The 16406-nt window shown below is 70.0% G+C and carries 16 protein-coding genes and 1 tRNA gene; 9 read left to right on the top strand and 8 right to left on the bottom strand.

Going from position 1 to position 16406, the window contains the following annotated elements; translation table 11 throughout:
* Nucleotides 1-13: 13 nt before the first annotated feature.
* Nucleotides 14-1114 carry a 2-oxoacid:ferredoxin oxidoreductase subunit beta gene (locus KSO98_RS01405; RefSeq protein ID WP_225282992.1) on the bottom strand — a complete coding sequence of 367 codons (1101 nt, stop codon included), beginning with the start codon at nucleotides 1112-1114 and terminating at the stop codon, nucleotides 14-16.
* On the bottom strand, nucleotides 1114-3012 hold the full coding sequence (locus tag KSO98_RS01400; RefSeq protein WP_225282991.1) for a 2-oxoacid:acceptor oxidoreductase subunit alpha: 1899 nt from the start codon (nucleotides 3010-3012) through the stop codon (nucleotides 1114-1116). The genes KSO98_RS01405 and KSO98_RS01400 overlap by 1 nt, the downstream gene beginning before the upstream one ends.
* Nucleotides 3013-3209: 197 nt before the next feature.
* Here KSO98_RS01400 and KSO98_RS01395 point away from each other — a divergent pair, with 197 nt between their 5' ends.
* The 4 genes from KSO98_RS01395 to KSO98_RS01380 are packed head-to-tail and all read left to right on the top strand — an operon-like array spanning nucleotide 3210 to nucleotide 6991.
* Entirely contained in the window at nucleotides 3210-4238 is a 1029-nt protein-coding gene (locus tag KSO98_RS01395) for a sulfate ABC transporter substrate-binding protein (protein ID WP_225282990.1), read from the top strand.
* Nucleotides 4235-5122: a sulfate ABC transporter permease subunit CysT gene (cysT, locus tag KSO98_RS01390; protein WP_225282989.1), complete on the top strand. Its 888-nt coding sequence runs from the start codon at nucleotides 4235-4237 to the stop codon at nucleotides 5120-5122. Before KSO98_RS01395 ends, cysT begins: the two co-directional genes overlap by 4 nt.
* Nucleotides 5115-6038 carry a sulfate ABC transporter permease gene (locus KSO98_RS01385; RefSeq protein WP_225282988.1) on the top strand — a complete coding sequence of 308 codons (924 nt, stop codon included), beginning with the start codon at nucleotides 5115-5117 and terminating at the stop codon, nucleotides 6036-6038. The genes cysT and KSO98_RS01385 overlap by 8 nt, the downstream gene beginning before the upstream one ends.
* Nucleotides 6035-6991 carry a sulfate/molybdate ABC transporter ATP-binding protein gene (locus KSO98_RS01380; protein ID WP_225282987.1) on the top strand — a complete coding sequence of 319 codons (957 nt, stop codon included), beginning with the start codon at nucleotides 6035-6037 and terminating at the stop codon, nucleotides 6989-6991. The genes KSO98_RS01385 and KSO98_RS01380 overlap by 4 nt, the downstream gene beginning before the upstream one ends.
* Before the next feature lie 97 nt (nucleotides 6992-7088).
* Here the strand turns inward: KSO98_RS01380 and KSO98_RS01375 are convergent, their stop codons facing one another.
* Nucleotides 7089-7547 carry an RrF2 family transcriptional regulator gene (locus KSO98_RS01375; protein ID WP_225282985.1) on the bottom strand — a complete coding sequence of 153 codons (459 nt, stop codon included), beginning with the start codon at nucleotides 7545-7547 and terminating at the stop codon, nucleotides 7089-7091.
* A 47-nt stretch (nucleotides 7548-7594) separates the two neighbouring features.
* Nucleotides 7595-8563: a hypothetical protein gene (locus KSO98_RS01370; RefSeq protein WP_225282983.1), complete on the bottom strand. Its 969-nt coding sequence runs from the start codon at nucleotides 8561-8563 to the stop codon at nucleotides 7595-7597.
* A gap of 148 nt (nucleotides 8564-8711) precedes the next feature.
* Here KSO98_RS01370 and KSO98_RS01365 point away from each other — a divergent pair, with 148 nt between their 5' ends.
* Nucleotides 8712-10211, top strand: a complete 1500-nt coding sequence (locus tag KSO98_RS01365; RefSeq protein WP_225282981.1) for a GDSL-type esterase/lipase family protein — start codon at nucleotides 8712-8714, stop codon at nucleotides 10209-10211.
* Nucleotides 10212-10235: 24 nt separating this feature from the next.
* On the opposite strand, the gene KSO98_RS01360 is transcribed toward KSO98_RS01365, so the two are convergent.
* Nucleotides 10236-10727, bottom strand: a complete 492-nt coding sequence (locus tag KSO98_RS01360) for a YajQ family cyclic di-GMP-binding protein (protein WP_225282980.1) — start codon at nucleotides 10725-10727, stop codon at nucleotides 10236-10238.
* Between the two features lie 85 nt (nucleotides 10728-10812).
* On the opposite strand from KSO98_RS01360, the gene KSO98_RS01355 reads away from it, so the two are divergent.
* The 3 genes from KSO98_RS01355 (at nucleotide 10813) to KSO98_RS01345 (ending at nucleotide 12616) form a co-directional block, all read left to right on the top strand.
* Nucleotides 10813-10896: transfer RNA gene (locus KSO98_RS01355), tRNA-Tyr, on the top strand.
* Between the two features lie 116 nt (nucleotides 10897-11012).
* A complete protein-coding gene (locus KSO98_RS01350) occupies nucleotides 11013-11738 on the top strand; it encodes a histidine phosphatase family protein (RefSeq protein ID WP_225282979.1) in 726 nt (241 codons plus the stop codon).
* Nucleotides 11735-12616, top strand: coding sequence for an NAD(P)H-hydrate dehydratase (locus KSO98_RS01345; protein ID WP_225282978.1), 882 nt, complete (start codon nucleotides 11735-11737; stop codon nucleotides 12614-12616). The genes KSO98_RS01350 and KSO98_RS01345 overlap by 4 nt, the downstream gene beginning before the upstream one ends.
* Here KSO98_RS01345 and KSO98_RS01340 read toward each other — a convergent pair.
* The 3 genes from KSO98_RS01340 to KSO98_RS01330 form a co-directional block, all read right to left on the bottom strand.
* Nucleotides 12597-13076, bottom strand: a complete 480-nt coding sequence (locus KSO98_RS01340) for an endonuclease (RefSeq protein WP_225282977.1) — start codon at nucleotides 13074-13076, stop codon at nucleotides 12597-12599. The genes KSO98_RS01345 and KSO98_RS01340 overlap by 20 nt on opposite strands.
* A 182-nt stretch (nucleotides 13077-13258) precedes the next feature.
* The gene (locus KSO98_RS01335; protein WP_225282976.1) at nucleotides 13259-14305 is read right to left on the bottom strand and encodes a lysylphosphatidylglycerol synthase domain-containing protein; all 1047 of its coding nucleotides are present in this window, start codon (nucleotides 14303-14305) and stop codon (nucleotides 13259-13261) included.
* A 101-nt stretch (nucleotides 14306-14406) separates the two neighbouring features.
* A complete protein-coding gene (locus KSO98_RS01330) occupies nucleotides 14407-15249 on the bottom strand; it encodes an alpha/beta fold hydrolase (protein ID WP_225282975.1) in 843 nt (280 codons plus the stop codon).
* Nucleotides 15250-15509: 260 nt separating this feature from the next.
* Here KSO98_RS01330 and KSO98_RS01325 point away from each other — a divergent pair, with 260 nt between their 5' ends.
* On the top strand, nucleotides 15510-16391 hold the full coding sequence (locus KSO98_RS01325) for a serine protein kinase RIO (protein ID WP_225282974.1): 882 nt from the start codon (nucleotides 15510-15512) through the stop codon (nucleotides 16389-16391).
* The last annotated feature ends 15 nt before the right edge of the window (nucleotides 16392-16406 follow it).

Below are 16406 nucleotides of genomic sequence, written 5' to 3'. Positions count from 1 at the left end.
TACGAACTCGGCGCTAGGCGACGCTCCAGGTGTCGCCGGCGTTGAGCAGGGCGGCGAGGCGGTCCTCGGGCGAACCCGAGACGCCGCCCTGCGCCTTCGCGATCTGGTCGCGGGCCTGGTCGTCGTAGGTGGGTCGCGCGACCTGGCGGAAGATGCCGATGGGGGACTGGTGCAGCACCCCGGCATCGGTGAGCCGCGAGATCGCGAAGGCGGTCGTCGGGTCCGGGTTGTGGGCGTCGTGCACGATCACCGCGTCCAGACCCACGTCGGCGACCGGGGCGACCTTCACCCCGCCGGTGACGGCGTCGCGGATCAGCCCCTTCGCCCCGTCGGTGCCGAAGACGATCGGCTCGCCGTGGACCAGCGGGATGATCGCGCCACCATCGTCAGAGCCTTGCTGGCCGCTCGTCTTGAGGCCGTCGAAGGCGCCGTCGTTGAAGATCGGGCAGTTCTGGTAGATCTCGACCAGCGAGGTGCCGCGGTGGGCGGCCGCTGCGGCGAGCACCGAGGTGAGGTGCTTGCGGTCGGAGTCGATCGTGCGGGCGACGAACGACGCCTCGGCACCCAGCGCCAGCGACACGGGGTTGAACGGGTGGTCGATCGAGCCGGCCGGCGTCGACTTGGTGACCTTGCCGGTCTCCGAGGTGGGGGAGTACTGGCCCTTGGTGAGGCCGTAGATCCGGTTGTTGAACAGCAGGATCGTCATGTTGACGTTGCGGCGCAGCGCGTGGATCAGGTGGTTGCCGCCGATCGAGAGTGCGTCGCCGTCGCCGGTGACGACCCACACGGAGAGGTCCTCACGGGCGGTCGCCAGACCGGTCGCGATCGACGGCGCGCGGCCGTGGATCGAGTGCACCCCGAACGTGTCGAGGTAGTACGGGAAGCGCGAGGAGCAGCCGATGCCGGAGATGAAGACGATGTTCTCCCGGCGCAGGCCGAGGTCGGGCAGGAAGCCCTGCACGGCCTTGAGCACGGCGTAGTCACCGCAGCCCGGGCACCAGCGGACCTCCTGGTCGGAGGTGAAGTCCTTCCCGGTCTGCGTCTCGCCCTCGTCCAGGGACGGGACCAGGTCGGTGCCGGAGCGGTATGTCGGCAGGTTCAGATCAACGCTCATCACAGCTCCTCGTCGTTCTGCAGGGTGACGGTGACGCCCTCGGCCTCGCCGACGAGGCGGGCGATCGCCTCGGCCAGCTCGTTGGACTTGATCGGAAGGCCACGGACGACGTTGAACCCGTGCGCGTCGACCAGATACTCGGCGCGCAGCAGCATTCGCAGCTGACCGAGGTTCATCTCCGGCACGAGCACCTTGTCGTACCGCTTCAGGATCTCGCCCAGATCCTTCGGGAACGGGTTGAGGTGGCGCAGGTGGGCCTGCGCGACGTGGTGCCCGGCCTTGCGGACGTGCCGGATGGCCGACCCGATCGGCCCGTACGTGGAGCCCCAGCCGATCACCAGGACCTTCGCCTCGCCGGACGGATCGTCGACCTCGAGCGGCGGCAGCGAGTCGGCGATCGCGGCGATCTTCGCGGCCCGGGTGCGCACCATCAGCTCGTGGTTGGCCGGGTCGTAGGAGATGTTGCCGTGCCCGTCGCCCTTCTCCAGGCCACCGATGCGGTGCTCCAGCCCCGCCGTGCCGGGGATCGCCCACGGTCGTGCCAGGGTCGCCTCGTCGCGGGCGTACGGCATGAACTCCTCACCCTCGACGGCGACGGCGAACCGGGGGTCGATCTGCGGCAGCGAGTCCACGGACGGGATCTGCCAGGGCTCGGAGCCGTTGGCGAGGTAGCCGTCGGAGAGCAGCATCACCGGGGTGCGGTAGGTGACCGCGATCCGGGCCGCCTCGACGGCGGCGGAGAAGCAGTCGCCGGGTGTCGAGGGCGCCACGATCGGGATCGGAGCCTCGCCGTTGCGCCCGAACATCGCTTGGAGCAGGTCGGACTGCTCGGTCTTGGTCGGCAGGCCGGTCGAAGGGCCTCCGCGCTGGACGTTGACCACCAGCAGCGGCAGCTCGGTCATCACCGCCAGGCCGATGGCCTCGCTCTTGAGCGCGATGCCAGGCCCCGACGTCGTCGTCACGCCGAGGGACCCGGCGTACGAGGCGCCGATCGCCGAGCCGATGCCCGCGATCTCGTCCTCGGCCTGGAAGGTGGTGACGCCGAACGCCTTGTGCTTCGAGAGCTCGTGCAGGATGTCGGAGGCCGGGGTGATGGGGTAGGACCCCAGGAACAGGGGCAGGCCCGAGCGGACACCGGCGGCGATCAGGCCGTACGCGAGCGCGAGGTTGCCGGTGATGTTGCGGTAGGTGCCCGGCGCCGCCGGCGCCGGCCTGATCTCGTAGGAGACCGCGAACGCCTCGGTGGTCTCGCCGAAGTTCCAGCCGGTCTTGAACGCCGTGATGTTGGCGTCGCGGATGTCGGGGACCTTCGCGAACCGCTTCTCCAAGAACGCGATGGTCGAGGACGTCGGGCGGCCGTACATCCACGACAGCAGGCCCAGGGCGAACATGTTCTTCGCCCGCGAGGCGTCCTTGCGCGACAGGCCGTACTGCTTGACCGCCTCCACCGTCATGCCGGTCAGGTCGACGGGGAACACCTGGAAGGAGCCCAGCGGGTCGTTCGCGTCACCCACCAGGGAGAGCGGGTTGGTGTCGTACCCGGCCTTGGCGAGGTTGCGGGTGGTGAAGTCGGCGGTGTCGACGATGATCGTCGCGCCCTTGGGCAGGTCGCCGAGGTTGGCCTTCAACGCGGCGGGGTTCATCGCGACCAGCACGTCGGGGGCGTCACCCGCGGTCATGATGTCGTGGTCGGCGAAGTGGACCTGGAAGGACGAGACCCCCGGGATGGTGCCCTGGGGTGCGCGGATCTCGGCGGGGAAGTTCGGCAGCGTCATCAGGTCGTTGCCGAACACGGCCGACTCCTGAGTGAACCGATCACCGGTGAGCTGCATGCCGTCACCCGAGTCCCCGGCGAACCGGATGACCACACGATCAAGCTGCTTGACCTGCTTCGACACGCCGTTCGACAACGTCCTGCGCCCCTTCGCCCGTGGCTGGTCCTTCCCACGGTAGTGGCTGCCCTCACAAGCGCCATGTGACGCGCCACACTCTGGGCGGAACAAGACAAGAAGCATTAAGTCCACTACTCTACGTGACATTACTGAATTACGGAGGTCGCTCGACCTTCGATCCCACGTAGAAGCGAGGAACTCTCATGAAGTCGATCAAGGTCACGGTTGCGGCTGTATCCGCTGCCGGGGTGCTGGCCTTGACCGGATGCGGCAGCAACTCCGGTTCCAGCGCAGGCGGAGGTGCCGACACGATCAACGTCGTCGGCTACTCCGTGCTCCAGCAGGCCAACAAGGGCGTCGAGGCGGCGTTCGAGAAGACCGCCGACGGCAAGAACGTCGAGTTCAAGGAGTCGTACGGCGCCTCCGGCGACCAGTCCCGCGCGGTGCTCGCCGGGGCCAAGGCCGACGAGGTCCACCTCTCCCTCGAGCCCGACGTGCAGAAGCTCGTCGACGCCGGCATCGTCGCCGACGACTGGAAGAACAACGCCACCAAGGGCATCTGCACCCAGTCGATCGTCGTCTTCGGCGTGCGTCCGGGGAACCCGAAGAACATCAAGACCTGGGCTGACCTGACCAAGCCCGGCGTCCAGATCGTGACGCCCAACCCGGCGTCCTCGGGCTCGGCCAAGTGGAACCTGCTGGCCGCGTACGGCTCCGCGCTGGGCAACGGCGGCGACGCCGGTGCTGCCGCGTACATGAAGAAGTTCTTCGCCAACGTCGCGGCCATGCCCGACTCCGGCCGCGACGCCACCACCGCCTTCACCGGCGGCACCGGCGACGTCCTGCTCTCGTACGAGAACGAGGTCATCCTCGCCCGCCAGAGCGGCACCGACCTGGACTACGTCGTCCCGGACAGCTCGCTGCTCATCCAGAACCCGTGCGCGGTGACCAAGGACGCGGCCCCGGTCGCGCAGAAGTGGCTCGACTTCCAGAAGAGCGCCGACGGCCAGAAGCTGTACGAGGAGACCGGCTACCGCCCGCTCGACTCGGTCGCCTCGCAGGTCGGCGACGTGGACGTCAAGGGCGTCGAGAACTCGGCCGACCCGTTCCCGGCCCCGGCGAAGCTGCTCACGATCGACCAGGACTTCGGCGGCTGGGCCGACGCCAACACGAAGTACTTCGATGCCGACAAGGGCGTCCTCACCAAGCTCCAGGCCGCGGCAGGAAAGTGACGTCTACGCCCGTCCTGGAGGCTCGGCCGGACGTCGGTGAACCGCGCAAGCGCGTTCGCCGGCGCCGGCCGAGCCGGTCCGCTTCCCGGACTCTGAACGCCACCTCGGGCCTCGGCCTGGGGGTGGCCATGATCTGGTTCAGCCTGCTGGTCCTGATCCCGCTCGCCGCCATCATCGTCAAGGCGAGTGGCGGCGGCTGGCACACGTACGCCGACACGCTCAGCAACAGCCAGACCCTCGACGCGATCAAGCTGACCGTCGGCACCTCCCTGCTGGTCACCGCGCTCAACATGGTGATGGGCACGATCATCGCCTGGGTGCTGGTCCGCGACCGGTTCCCCGGCAAGGCGCTGCTCGACCTGGTCATCGACATCCCGTTCGCGCTGCCCACGATCGTCGCCGGTCTCGTGCTGCTCTCCCTCTACGGCGCGGACAGCCCGCTCGGCCTGCACTTCGCCAACACCCGCTCGGCCGTCTTCTTGGCGATCGCGTTCGTGACGCTGCCCTTCGTGGTGCGCACGGTGCAGCCGGTGCTCGAGGAGATGGAGACCGACGTCGAGGACGCCGCCGCCTCCCTGGGCGCCTCGCGCGCGGTCACGTTCCGCCGGGTCGTGCTGCCCACCCTCGTGCCCGCGATCTTCGCGGGCGCGTCGCTCTCGTTCGCGCGGGGGATCAGCGAGTACGGCTCGCTGGTGCTGCTGTCGGGCAACCTGCCGCACCGCACCGAGGTGACGTCCGTACGGGTGATGTCGTATCTCGAGGGCGGCGACACCGCGGCCGCCGCCTCGGTGGCGACGGTCCTGCTGGTGGTCGCGCTGCTCGCGATCGTCTCGCTCGACATCATCGCCCGCCGCGTCGCCCGGAGGGATGGTCGCAATGGCTAAGCGACTAAGCGAGCGACGGCGCGAGCGAGGAACGAGCTCCAGCGCTGGCCGCGAGCGCAGGAGCAAGCGCGCGCAGCGCGCTCACCACAGCGCCGCCGTCGGGCGGCGGAACCCGGCGCTGACCTGGGGGCTTCGGTTCCTCGTGGTCGGCTACCTGCTCATGCTGGTGCTCTGGCCCAGCTGGTACGTCGTGCAGCACACCTTCGCCGACGGGCTCACCGGCATCCAGACCGCGCTCCAGGATCCGGACGTGCAGCACGCGCTGCTGCTCACCGCCGAGGTCTCGGTGCTCGCGGTGGCGATCAACCTGGTCTTCGGCGTGGGGGTCTCGCTGCTGCTGGTGCGCTACGACTTCCCCGGCCGCCGCGTGCTCTCGGCACTGATCGATCTGCCGCTCTCGGTCTCCCCGGTCGTGGTCGGACTCGCGCTCGTCCTGGTCTACAACGGCCGGTACGGCTGGTTCGGCCCGTGGCTGGAGGACAACGGGATCCAGATCATCTTCTCCTGGCCGGGCATGGTGATGGCAACCTGCTTCGTGGCGCTGCCGCTGATCATCCGCGAGGTCGTCCCCGTCCTCGAGGAGATAGGCGACGACCAGGAGCAGGCGGCCCGATCGCTCGGTGCGAGCGGCTGGCAGACCTTCTGGCGGATCACGGTCCCCGGCATCCGCTGGGCGATCGTCTACGGCGTCGTGCTCTCGCTCGCGCGCTCCCTGGGTGAGTTCGGTGCGGTCAAGGTGGTGGCCGGCAACGTGGCCGGCGAGACCCAGACCGCGACCGTCCTCGTCCAGCAGAAATATCAGAACTTCGAGCAGACGACGGCGTACTCCGTCTCGTTCCTGCTCGCGTTCGCAGCGGTGCTCTGCCTCATCGTGGTGGCGCTGCTGCGGCCGAAGGCCTCAAAGGAGTCTCGATGAGCATCGAGGTTAAGAACGTCAACAAGCGGTTCGGTGACTTCGTCGCCCTGGACGACGTGTCGGTCTCGCTGCCGACCGGCCAGCTGACCGCGCTGCTGGGTCCCTCCGGTGGCGGCAAGTCCACCCTGCTGCGGATCATCGCCGGGCTCGACTCGGCCGACTCGGGCTCGATCTCGATCGAGGGCACCGAGGCGACCCACCTGCCGCCGCAGAAGCGCAACATCGGCTTCGTCTTCCAGCACTACGCGGCCTTCAAGCACATGTCGGTGGCGAAGAACGTCGCCTTCGGCCTGGAGATCCGCAAGAAGCCCAAGCCGGAGATCGAGCGCAAGGTCAACGAGCTGCTCGACCTGGTGCACCTGTCGCAGTTCGCCAACCGGCTGCCCGCGCAGCTCTCCGGTGGGCAGCGGCAGCGGATGGCGCTGGCGCGCGCGCTCGCCGTCGAGCCGACGGTGCTGCTGCTCGACGAGCCGTTCGGCGCGCTCGACGCGAAGGTCCGCAAGGAGCTGCGCGACTGGCTGCGCCGGCTGCACGACGAGGTGCACGTGACCACGGTCTTCGTCACCCACGACCAGGAGGAGGCCCTCGAGGTCGCCGACGAGATCGTGGTGATCAACCAGGGTCGCGTCGAGCAGGTCGGCACCCCCGACCAGCTGTACGACGCGCCGGCCAACGACTTCGTGATGTCGTTCCTCGGTGACGTGACGACGCTCGGCGGCGAGCTGATCCGGCCGCACGACATCGAGGTCGACGTGACGCCGGGCGAGCCGGGTGCGATCGAGGGCTCGGTCTCGCGGGTGCTGCGGATCGGCTTCGAGGTCCGGCTGACCGTGCTCACCGATGTGGGCGAGGTCGTCACGGTCGAGCTGACGCGCACGAACGCCCGTCGCCTCGGCATCGCAGAGGGCTCGCGCGTCTACCTCAACGCCGTGCTGGGCGCGACGCGCGTCTGACGCGAAAGGGTCACCGTGACCCTTGGCGGTGAGTGTGACCCTTACAAAGGGTCACGCTCGAGCCAAACGGTCACGGTGACCTTTTGGGGTGCGTGGCTCAGTGCGGCTGCCAGGCGTCCTCGTCGGCCGTACGGGACGTGACCTCGTCGGGCAGGCTGCGGGTGGCGAGCTGGGCGATGGAGACCTTCTCGAAGACCTCACGCAGCGAGTCGCGGGCGGCGATCCAGACGTGCTGGAGCACGTCGGCGCGGTCGTTGTACGTGACCGCCTCGGGCCGCAGGCCGTACACGCTGACCAGCGGGCCGTCGACGGCCCGGATCACGTCGGCGACCGAGACGTCGGTGGCGGACTTGGCCAGCCGCCAGCCGCCGGACTGACCGCGCTGGGAGATCACGACGCCGGACTTGCGGAGGTCGGCCAGGATCGCCTGCAGGAACCCGTGCGGGATCTCCTGCAGGCGGCCGAGCTCCTCGGCGGAGACGGCCTTCCCGTCCTCACGGGAGGCCATCTCGATGAGCGCACGCAGCGCGTAATCGGACTTCGCAGAGACTCGCACGGGCCTAGTGTCCCAGATGAGCGATCAGATCACTCGACATACGCGCCTCAGCGCGTGGTGCGCCCGATCAGGGCCGAGAGGCGGCGGGCCAGGCCGCCGACCGCGAGCGCCGTCGCGCCGATCAGCAGGCTCACCACCATGATCCGTACGTTCTCGGGCCACGTCCGCGCGCGGCGCGGGCCGCGGGGCGCATGAGCGGCAGTGTCCTGGCGAGCCCGCTCTACCCGCGGCGGGCGGTCGAGGGAGAGCAGCGCCATCAGCACCACCCACGCGCCGATACCGATCTCCAGCCCCACCGTCACCGGCCGGTCGTGGTCGACGAGCAGCGCGCAGGCGATCAGGACCACCCCGCACAGCCCGGCGATGGCGGAGGGGGCGCGGCCCGGCCGCTGTCCGACCAGGAGGCGCAACGCGGATAGCGCGATCACCACGGCGAGCAGCAGGCTGCGCAGGCCGTTGCTCTGGCCGGTGGTGGTGTGCGGGTAGACGCCCTGGATCGCGACGAGGGCGATCGCGGCGCCGAGCAGGAGGGCCGCCGCAGCGGTGTCGAAGGTGGGACGTGGGGTCGCCTCGGAGGCACGGATCAGCGCCGCGGTCCGGCGGTTCGTCGCGGCCGCCTCGGCCCGCAGCCGCGGATCGATGACCATATCGCCGGGCGCTGTGCCGCGGTGCACGCGGTTGCGCGCCAGATCGGCGAGCTCCTGGCTCGCTCCGGGGGATCCGTGCGGGTCGTGGGAGCCACGGGTGTCATACAGGATGCCGCCGCGCCAGGCGACGCCCGCGCCGAGCAGCATCAGCGCGACCCCCGCGATGCCGGCCGCCGGCCGCCAGGTGGCGGTCCACAGCGCGAACAGGCCGGCCCCTAGCAGACCCAGAGCGAGTCCGGACCAGACCCGGCGGGGACGGACGAGATGTGCACGGTTCATCGAGGCAGCCTCCTCAGGCCGCTCGCGCAGCCGTGCGACGGCCTCGGTCAGGCGATCCTGGCCGGTGGAGATCTCCGGGGCTTCGGACACCCGCTCCCGATACCCCCACGGTCAGCGGGGCATGTGAGCGTCCGGGATGGCGATCAGGTAACGCTCACCAGCATCGCGAGGCATGTCTCGGCGCGGTGGTGTCTACTGGCGGCGTGACCGGCTTGCCCGCGCGGGATCAGGAGGCGATGTGAGCGACGCCCGCCTTCGGGGCTGGGTACGCGCGAGCGCTCCCAGCCTCGCGCTGGCCCTGCTCGGCGTCTTCGTGGCGGTCCCCGTGGCCATCGCGCTGACGCCGGCCCAGAGCACGATCGTGGCCGGCCAGCAGGTGGATGTCCGGGCGACCACACCGCCGACCGGCTGGCTCGACGGCAGACGCGGAACGGCGACGTTGAGACAGATCGGCCAGACCGTGGTGGAGCTGGCCCCTCTCCAGGTCCGCGGACCACTGCGCCCCCAGCTCGAGCTCGGTCCGCTCGTGCGCCAACAGGACCTCGGTGAGCTGCTCGATCCCAGGAAGGGCCGCGAGGAGCGGGACGACGCGTTCCACGCGGTTACCCATGCGTTCCTCCGCTGGTACCTCGCCGCGACCCTGATGCTCGCCTTCGTCGTGCTCGGGCTCATCGCCGTCTTCTCCAGCGTGTGGATCTGGATCGCCCTGGCACGCGCCAGCCGACACGAGCACCGGCCCACCGTCGCCGCGGTCTGGTACTTGCTCGCCCGACGGATCCGGCTGGCCGCGACGGTGGCGCTTGCCGCGGCGGCCGCGTCCTGGGTGGTGGCCGGTGGCCTGGCGTTGCACGACACGAAGGCGGGACTCGGCTCGATCACCTCGCCGCGCGAGCTGGTGGGCGCGGCACCCGTCCACCTCCGTGCCAAGGGGGACCCGCTGACCGGTTACAGCGGTGCCGTCATCGGCGACTCCCGGGCCGCCCGGCTCGGTGGCCCACTGCTCGTCGATCCCTCCAGCGACGACCGCGCCTGCAAGCGCTCCTCAGACTCGCTCGCAGCCCAGCTCCAGACGCTGTCTCCGGGGGAGCGCGTCGCCAACCTGGCGTGCTCGGGGGCGACGATCGCGCAGGGCCTGATCGGCCTCCAACATCGCGGGCAGCGCTCGATCGCACCGCAGGTGTCCCGCCTTCTCGGCACCGCAGGACTGCGGTTCGTCGTCGTCATGGTCGGACCGAACGACCTCGCCTGGACGGACTTCCTGAAGTACTGCTACGCCGTCACCCGCTGCGACGACCGGGTCTCCGACGGACAGTTCGACTACCGCCTGGATGCGTTCGACCGCTCGTACGGGGATCTGCTGGCCGCCCTCTCGGCGCTGCCGGATCACCCCCACATCGTGGTGGTCGGCTCGTACGACGTCTTCGGCCCCGACGCCGACTGCGGCGACACGCGAGGGCCGGCCGCGGTCCCCGGGCTCAACTCGCACAACCTGGCGCTGCTGGCCCAGCGCAACGCACAGCTCAACGCCGTGCTCTCGGCCGGGGCGAAGGCGTACCAGGACGCGTTCGTGGTCCCTCACCTCAAGACCTTGTGCGAACCGACCGACACCCAGGTCGGGGCCGACCTACAAGGTCTGGCGGACGCCTACCCGTTCCACCCCACCGGTGTCGGGATGGTCCGGCTCGCAGCTCCGGTCTTCGCCGCGGTCAGCGCCGCGGAGGCAGCGGACGCCGGCTGATCCCGGCCGGGAGCAGGCCGGTGCTCAGCGGTAGTTCTGGAACTGCACCGCGAAGTCCCAGTCCTCACCCCGGACGAGCGCCTGGACGGCCTGCAGGTCGTCGCGCGACTTGGAGGTGACGCGCAGCTCGTCGCCCTGGATCTGGGTCTTGACCGACTTGGGGCCCTCGTCGCGGATCAGCTTGGCGACCTTCTTGGCGTCCTCGGTGGAGATGCCCTCCTTGAGGGTGATCCCGATCTTGGAGACCTGGCCGGACTGGCGCGGCTCGCCGGCGTCGAGGATCTTCAGCGAGAGCTGGCGCTTGATCAGCTTGCCCTGGAAGACGTCGAGGACGGCGCTGGCGCGGTCGTCGGCCGAGGCGGTGATCTCGATGGCGTTCTCGCCCTGCCACTCGATGGTGGCGCCGGTGCCCTTGAAGTCGAACCGGGTGGCGATCTCCCGCGCGGTCTGGCCGAGCGCGTTGTCGACCTCCTGGCGGTCGAACTTGCTGACGATGTCGAACGACGAGTCGGCCATGACGGTCTCCGTTTTCTCCTAGGGGCGTTGCTTCGGCTATTCTTCCGAACCGTTGGTGGTCCCGCCTAGTCGGGGCCGACGACATGGCAGGTTGCCCGAGCGGCCAATGGGAGCGGACTGTAAATCCGTCGCGAAAGCTTCGAAGGTTCGAATCCTTCACCTGCCACCAACAGGCCCCGAGTCTCCGACTCGGGGCCTTCTTGGTTCCTCGGCACGTGTCGGCCCGGTGGCGGCTGATCGCTGCACCTGGGTTTCTCCCGCCGCGTCGGGTGGGTACAAGGCCGCGTGGAACCACGATGGTGCAGCCGACCCCATTCGCTGACGCTTGTCCGTCACGGCGAGAGCATGGGCAACCAGGCGGACGAAGCAGCGCGCGCGGCCTCCTCGGAGGAGCTCGATCTGCACGAGCGCGACGCCGACGTCGAGCTCTCCGACCTGGGCCGCGATCAGGCATCGGCGGTCGGGCGGTGGCTGGCCGACGCGCCGGAGGACTGGCGCCCGACGCTGGTGGTCACCTCCCCCTACCGACGAGCAGCGGACACGGCCCGTACGGCACTCGGCGACGCCGACGTCCCGATCGTTGCCGACGAGCGCCTGCGCGAGCGCGACCTGGGCGCGTACGACGGGCTCACCGGTCGGGGGATCCGGGCGCGACATCCCGAGGAGGCGGCGCGGCGCAAGAAGGTGGGCAAGTTCTACTACCAGCCGCCGAGCGGTGAGAGCTGGGCCGACGTCGCGCTGCGGGTGCGCAGCTTCCTCACGGACCTCGGCCATGGCTACGAGGGCGAGCGGGTCTGGGTCTTCACCCACCAGGCGGTGATCATGTCGTTCCGCTACGTCCTGGAAGGGCTCGACGAGCAGCGCCTCCTGGAGATCGATCGCGAGATCCAGATCCCCAACGCCTCCTTCACCCGCTTCGAGCGCTCCGGCGACGGGTTCGGGCTGGAGGCCTTCGCCGACACCCGGGCCGTGAGCAAGCACTCGGTCGTGACCGAGGAGGAGAGCCCGTGACCGGCGCGAGCGACGAGCTCGTCACCCCGGCCGTGCTGCGGGCGTGGCCGCTGTCCGAGCCGGGCGTCGGCAAGGAGTCCCGCGGCACCATCCTCGTGGTCGGTGGCAGCGCCACCACGCCGGGCGCCGTCCGCCTGGCCGGTGAGGCGGCGCTGCGTGCGGGTGCCGGCAAGCTGGCGATCGCGACCGCGGCCTCGGTCGTCGCGCCGCTCGCCGTCGCGGTCCCGGAGGCGCGGGTCCTGCGCCTCCCGGAGGATCGGCAGGGCTCCCTCGCGGCGGACGCGGCCACCGCGATCGTCGAGGCCGCTGGCGGCGCGGATGCCGTCCTGATCGGCCCGGGCTTCGTCGATCCCGAGGCGTCCGTACGCCTCCTCGAGGCGGTCCTGCCGCAGATCGCATGTCCGGTGATGCTCGACGGACCCGGGACCGCGTACCTGACCCAGTATCCGGAGGGCCTCCAGCATCTGACCGCCTCGGCACTGGTGACCGCCAACATCCGCGAGCTGGCCCGGATGCTACAGCGCGACCCCGACGAGGTCGACGAGCATGCCCTCGATGCGGCCCGCGAGCTGGCCGAGCGCACCGGGGTGGTCGTGGTCGCCGGCGGCGCGATCAAGCACATCGCCGGCCCCGACGGTCGCAGCTGGACGATCGAGGGCGGTGGTCCGGGGCTCGGCGTCTCGGGCTCCGGCGACGTCCAGGCGGGCATCGCGGCCGGGCTCCTCGCCCGGGGCGAGGCACCGGCGAAGGCGGCCGTCTGGGCGGGGTTCGTGCATGCCCGCGCCGGCGAGCACCTGGCCGCCGCGGTGGGCCGGGTCGGCTACCTGGCGCGGGACCTGCCGGCTGTCGTTCCGCGCGTCATCGCGGAGATCGGCTGAGCTCCTCGACGAGTGCCGTCGAGCGGGCGGCGCGGATGCAGCCCGCGGCCAGCCGGGGGAGGTCGGCGGGGGCGACCAGTGCGGCGAGTTCGTCGGCCGAGGCGGGCAGCCCCAGACGGCGGGCGCCCTCGATCGCCGTGTCGTCGAGGTACGGCGCGAGTCCCGGCCACACCCCCTGCACCTCCCGGCAGAAGATCGCCGCACCCACCGGGCCGATCCCGGTGAACCGCCGAAGGGCCTGTTCCAGCTCCTGCCCGTCGCCGTGGGGGAGGCGACGCAGGTCATCGCCGTAGGCCTCGCGGACGGCTTCGGCGAGGTCGTGCAACCGGGTCGCCGTGCGCTCGTCGTACCTGCGGTAGCCGGCGCGGCCCAGCGCGGCCACCCGGCTGCTGCGCGACGTACGCCTGGTGGCTTCCGGTGTCCGGCAGCCGGCGGCGAACAGCTCACGAGCGGCCGCCACGGCGACCCCGGATCGGATGCGGGTGGAGAACAGCAGCGTCAGCGCCAGCAGTTGCCACAGCGCTGCGGGATCGTCGGCCAGGTCGATCCCGCGTCCTCGGCAAAGGTCGTCCCGTGCCGGTCGAGGAGGGCCCGGAGCACGCGTGTCGGTGTCGCGGACACCGCAGTACCCGCTCAGCGGGCTCAGCCGACGGGCTTCTGCCGCGTACGGACCAGCTGCCACAACTTCGTCTCGCGGCCCCAGATTCGCTGCCAGATCAGCAGCGACAGGAGGCCGGCGATGAGCGGGCCGCCGAGCGCGAAGACCCGCCAGACGATCATGCCGGCGATCGCCGCGGCCTCGACGCCGTGACCACCGGTCCCCACCACCATCGCCACCACGGCCGCCTCGATCAGGCCGATGCCGGAGAACGGGAAGAGTGTCAGGGGATAGGCGATCAGGTAGGCGGCGACGATCAGCGACGCCGACACGTCGGACGACGGCACCCCGGCGAAGCGCATGCTCGCCAGCACCATGGTGGAGTCCACCGCGAGCATGGCGAAGAGCGCCAGGAAGGCGTACACGTAGCCGTGGTAGAAGAGCTCGGCCATGTCGTCGTGGAAGTCGCCCCACGCGGTCGACCAGCTCTCCGGGTCGACGCTGCCGCGCACTCGTCGCACCAACCGGCCCGCGCGCAGCCCACAGGCCTCGGCCAGCTGCGTCGAGTGCATCACCATCAGCAGCATCGCGAGGATCCCGCCCGAGAGCGCGATCGAGGCCAGGTCCCAGAGCGCGAACCGGAGGTCGTGGCCGCTGAAGAGCAGGATGAACAGGCCGGCGATGGGGATGCCGTAGCGCACGATGTAGAAGCAGAGCTTGTGCAGGAGGGTGCCGGCGACGCCTCTGCCGACCGGGATCTGCCACGAGCTGAACATCGCAGAGCGGAAGACCAGATCGCTCGGGGTCGGGATCATCGTGCCCACCATGGTGCCGACCTGGTCGTTCATCACCGCGGGCATCAACTTGAGCCCGGGTACGAAGAGCACCAGCGGGGTGGAGTTGAAGATCTGACGCACCGCGAACAGGCCCAAGAGTGCGGGCGCCTGCCACCAGTCGAGATAGCGAAGGCCGTACCAGACCGCGTGCCAGTCCACCTCGCCGATCAACCGGAAGGCGATCACGACGAGGACCGCGATCAGGCCGATCAGGCCGATGCGGAGGAGCCACGCGCGCGTCCGGGGGCCCAGCACGGTGCCATCTAACCACGCCACTACCGCTCGGCGGCGGCCATCGGGGGGCCGTACGCGAAGGAGGGGCGAGCGGCGCGCGCCGCTCACCCCTCCCGGTCGACTCAGGCCTGGACGAAGCGCAACAGGGCCTCGTTGACCTCGGCGGCGTGGGTCCAGAGGAGGCCGTGCGGCGCACCCTCGATCTCGACGTACTCGGCCTCCGGGAACGCCTCGTGGAACCGGCGTCCGGTGGCGTCGATCGGCAGGATGCGGTCGGTGGTGCCGTGCAGGATCAGCGACGGCTTGCCGGTCGCCCGGACGGCCGCGACGTCGCCGCGGAAGTCCTCGAGCCAGGCCGGGACGACCGCGTAGGCGGCGACCGGAGCACTGGAGACGGCCGTGTTCCAGCTGGCGGTGACGACCTCCTGGCTGATCCGGCTGCCGAGGTTCTCATCGAGGTTGTAGAAGTCCTGGTAGAACTGCGTGTACCAGGAGTAGCGGTCGGTCCGGGCGGCGGTCGCGATGCCGTCGAAGACGTCCTGGGGAACGCCGTCGGCGTTGTCGTCGGTCTGCAGCAGGAACGGCTCCAGGGACGCGAGGAAGCCGAGCTTGGCGACGCGCTCGTGGCCGTGGTTCTTCACGTACCGGGCGAGCTCGCCGGTGCCCATCGAGAAGCCGACCAGGATCACGTCGCGCAGGTCGAGGGTCTCGAGCAGGGCGTTGAGGTCGGCGGCGAAGGTGTCGTAGTCGTAGCCCGTACCGACCTTGGACGATCCGCCGAAGCCGCGGCGGTCATAGGTGATCACGCGGAATCCGGCAGCGATCAGCTCGCGGGACTGGAGCTCCCAGCTGTCGCCGTCCAGCGGGTAGCCGTGGATCAGCACGACCGGCTGGCCGGCGCCCTGGTCCTCGTAGTGCAGCTCGATGTCCGTGGTGTTCTCGGTGCCGACCTTGATGAAGCCCATGAGGATCCCTCTTCTTCTTCTTCCGAACGACCTGGAGAACGGTCGTTCTCCGATGTCGAGAACACTAGAGAACGAGCGTTCTCCTTGTCAAGCGGAAAATCTTGTCCTCCCATAATTCGGTTGTCCGCGCCGGCGGTGCGGCCCACACTGAAGGCCCACGAGCGCGACCGCGCGCCCGGCGTGAGAGAGGAGCAGTGACATGCGACCCACTGTTCTCGGCCTGTCCGCAGACCACATCTCTCTCACCCCTGGAGCACCACATGACCGAGGAGCTCTTCGCTCCTGATCCGACGACGGATCACTTCCCCGACATCCAGCACAGCGCCTTCGACTACGTCGCCTACGACGACGACCTCGCCCCCGACCAGCGCTGGTCGACCTGGCTCGCCGTCGAGCCCCTGCACCGCGGACCCGAGCCACGACCCGACTGGGTGGTGACCTCGCAGGGCGCCATCGACACCGAGCTCGGCGTCCTCAAGACCGGCAAGGAGGCTGACGCCCTCCTGCTCGACCGCACCGATCCCCACCATCGCGAGCAGTCGGTGGTGATGGTCGCCAAGCGCTATCGCGACGGCGAGCACCGCAGCTTCCACCGCGCCGCGGTCTACACGGAGGGACGCGCGGTGAAGCGGTCACGCGACCAGCGCGCGCTCAACCGCAAGTCCACCTTCGGCCGCGAGGTCGCCAAGGGGGAGTGGGCGGCCGCGGAGTGGAACGCGCTCGTACGGTGCTGGCGACTCGGCCTGCCGGTGCCCTATCCGGTCCAGGTCGACGGCACCGAGATCCTGATGGAGTGGATCTCCGTGGAGGCCGAGGACGGCATCCGCACGGCGCCGCGGCTGGCTCAGACCCGTCCCTCACCCGAGCTGCTGGCGTCCTACTTCGACCAGCTGCGCGACGCTCTCGCGACGATGGTCGAGGCAGGCCTCGTCCACGGCGACCTCTCGGCGTACAACCTCCTCGCCGCCGGCGAGCGGCTGGTGATCATCGACCTGCCGCAGATCGTGGACCTGGTCGGCAACCGCGCGGGCTTCGATCTGCTGCTGCGCGACTGCGCCAACGTGTGCGCGTGGTTCCGCTCGCGCGGGCTGGAGGTGGACGAGCAGGAGCTCTTCGGCGAGCTGATGGCGCACGCCTTCTGAGTGCGACGGGCCGGG

It is taken from the genome of Nocardioides nematodiphilus (assembly GCF_020216525.1).
GTDB lineage: Bacteria > Actinomycetota > Actinomycetes > Propionibacteriales > Nocardioidaceae > Nocardioides > Nocardioides nematodiphilus.
The sequence above is the reverse complement of the archived record's forward strand: the minus strand, read 5'-3'. Positions and strand labels throughout refer to the sequence as shown.

Coding starts and splice junctions, on each gene's coding strand:
- KSO98_RS01405 (WP_225282992.1), bottom strand. CDS start 1,114: ATGAGCGTTGATCTGAACCTGCCGACATACCGCTCCGGCACCGACCTG.
- KSO98_RS01395 (WP_225282990.1), top strand. CDS start 3,210: ATGAAGTCGATCAAGGTCACGGTTGCGGCTGTATCCGCTGCCGGGGTG.
- KSO98_RS01385 (WP_225282988.1), top strand. CDS start 5,115: ATGGCTAAGCGACTAAGCGAGCGACGGCGCGAGCGAGGAACGAGCTCC.
- KSO98_RS01380 (WP_225282987.1), top strand. CDS start 6,035: ATGAGCATCGAGGTTAAGAACGTCAACAAGCGGTTCGGTGACTTCGTC.
- KSO98_RS01360 (WP_225282980.1), bottom strand. CDS start 10,727: ATGGCCGACTCGTCGTTCGACATCGTCAGCAAGTTCGACCGCCAGGAG.
- KSO98_RS01330 (WP_225282975.1), bottom strand. CDS start 15,249: ATGGGCTTCATCAAGGTCGGCACCGAGAACACCACGGACATCGAGCTG.
- KSO98_RS01325 (WP_225282974.1), top strand. CDS start 15,510: ATGACCGAGGAGCTCTTCGCTCCTGATCCGACGACGGATCACTTCCCC.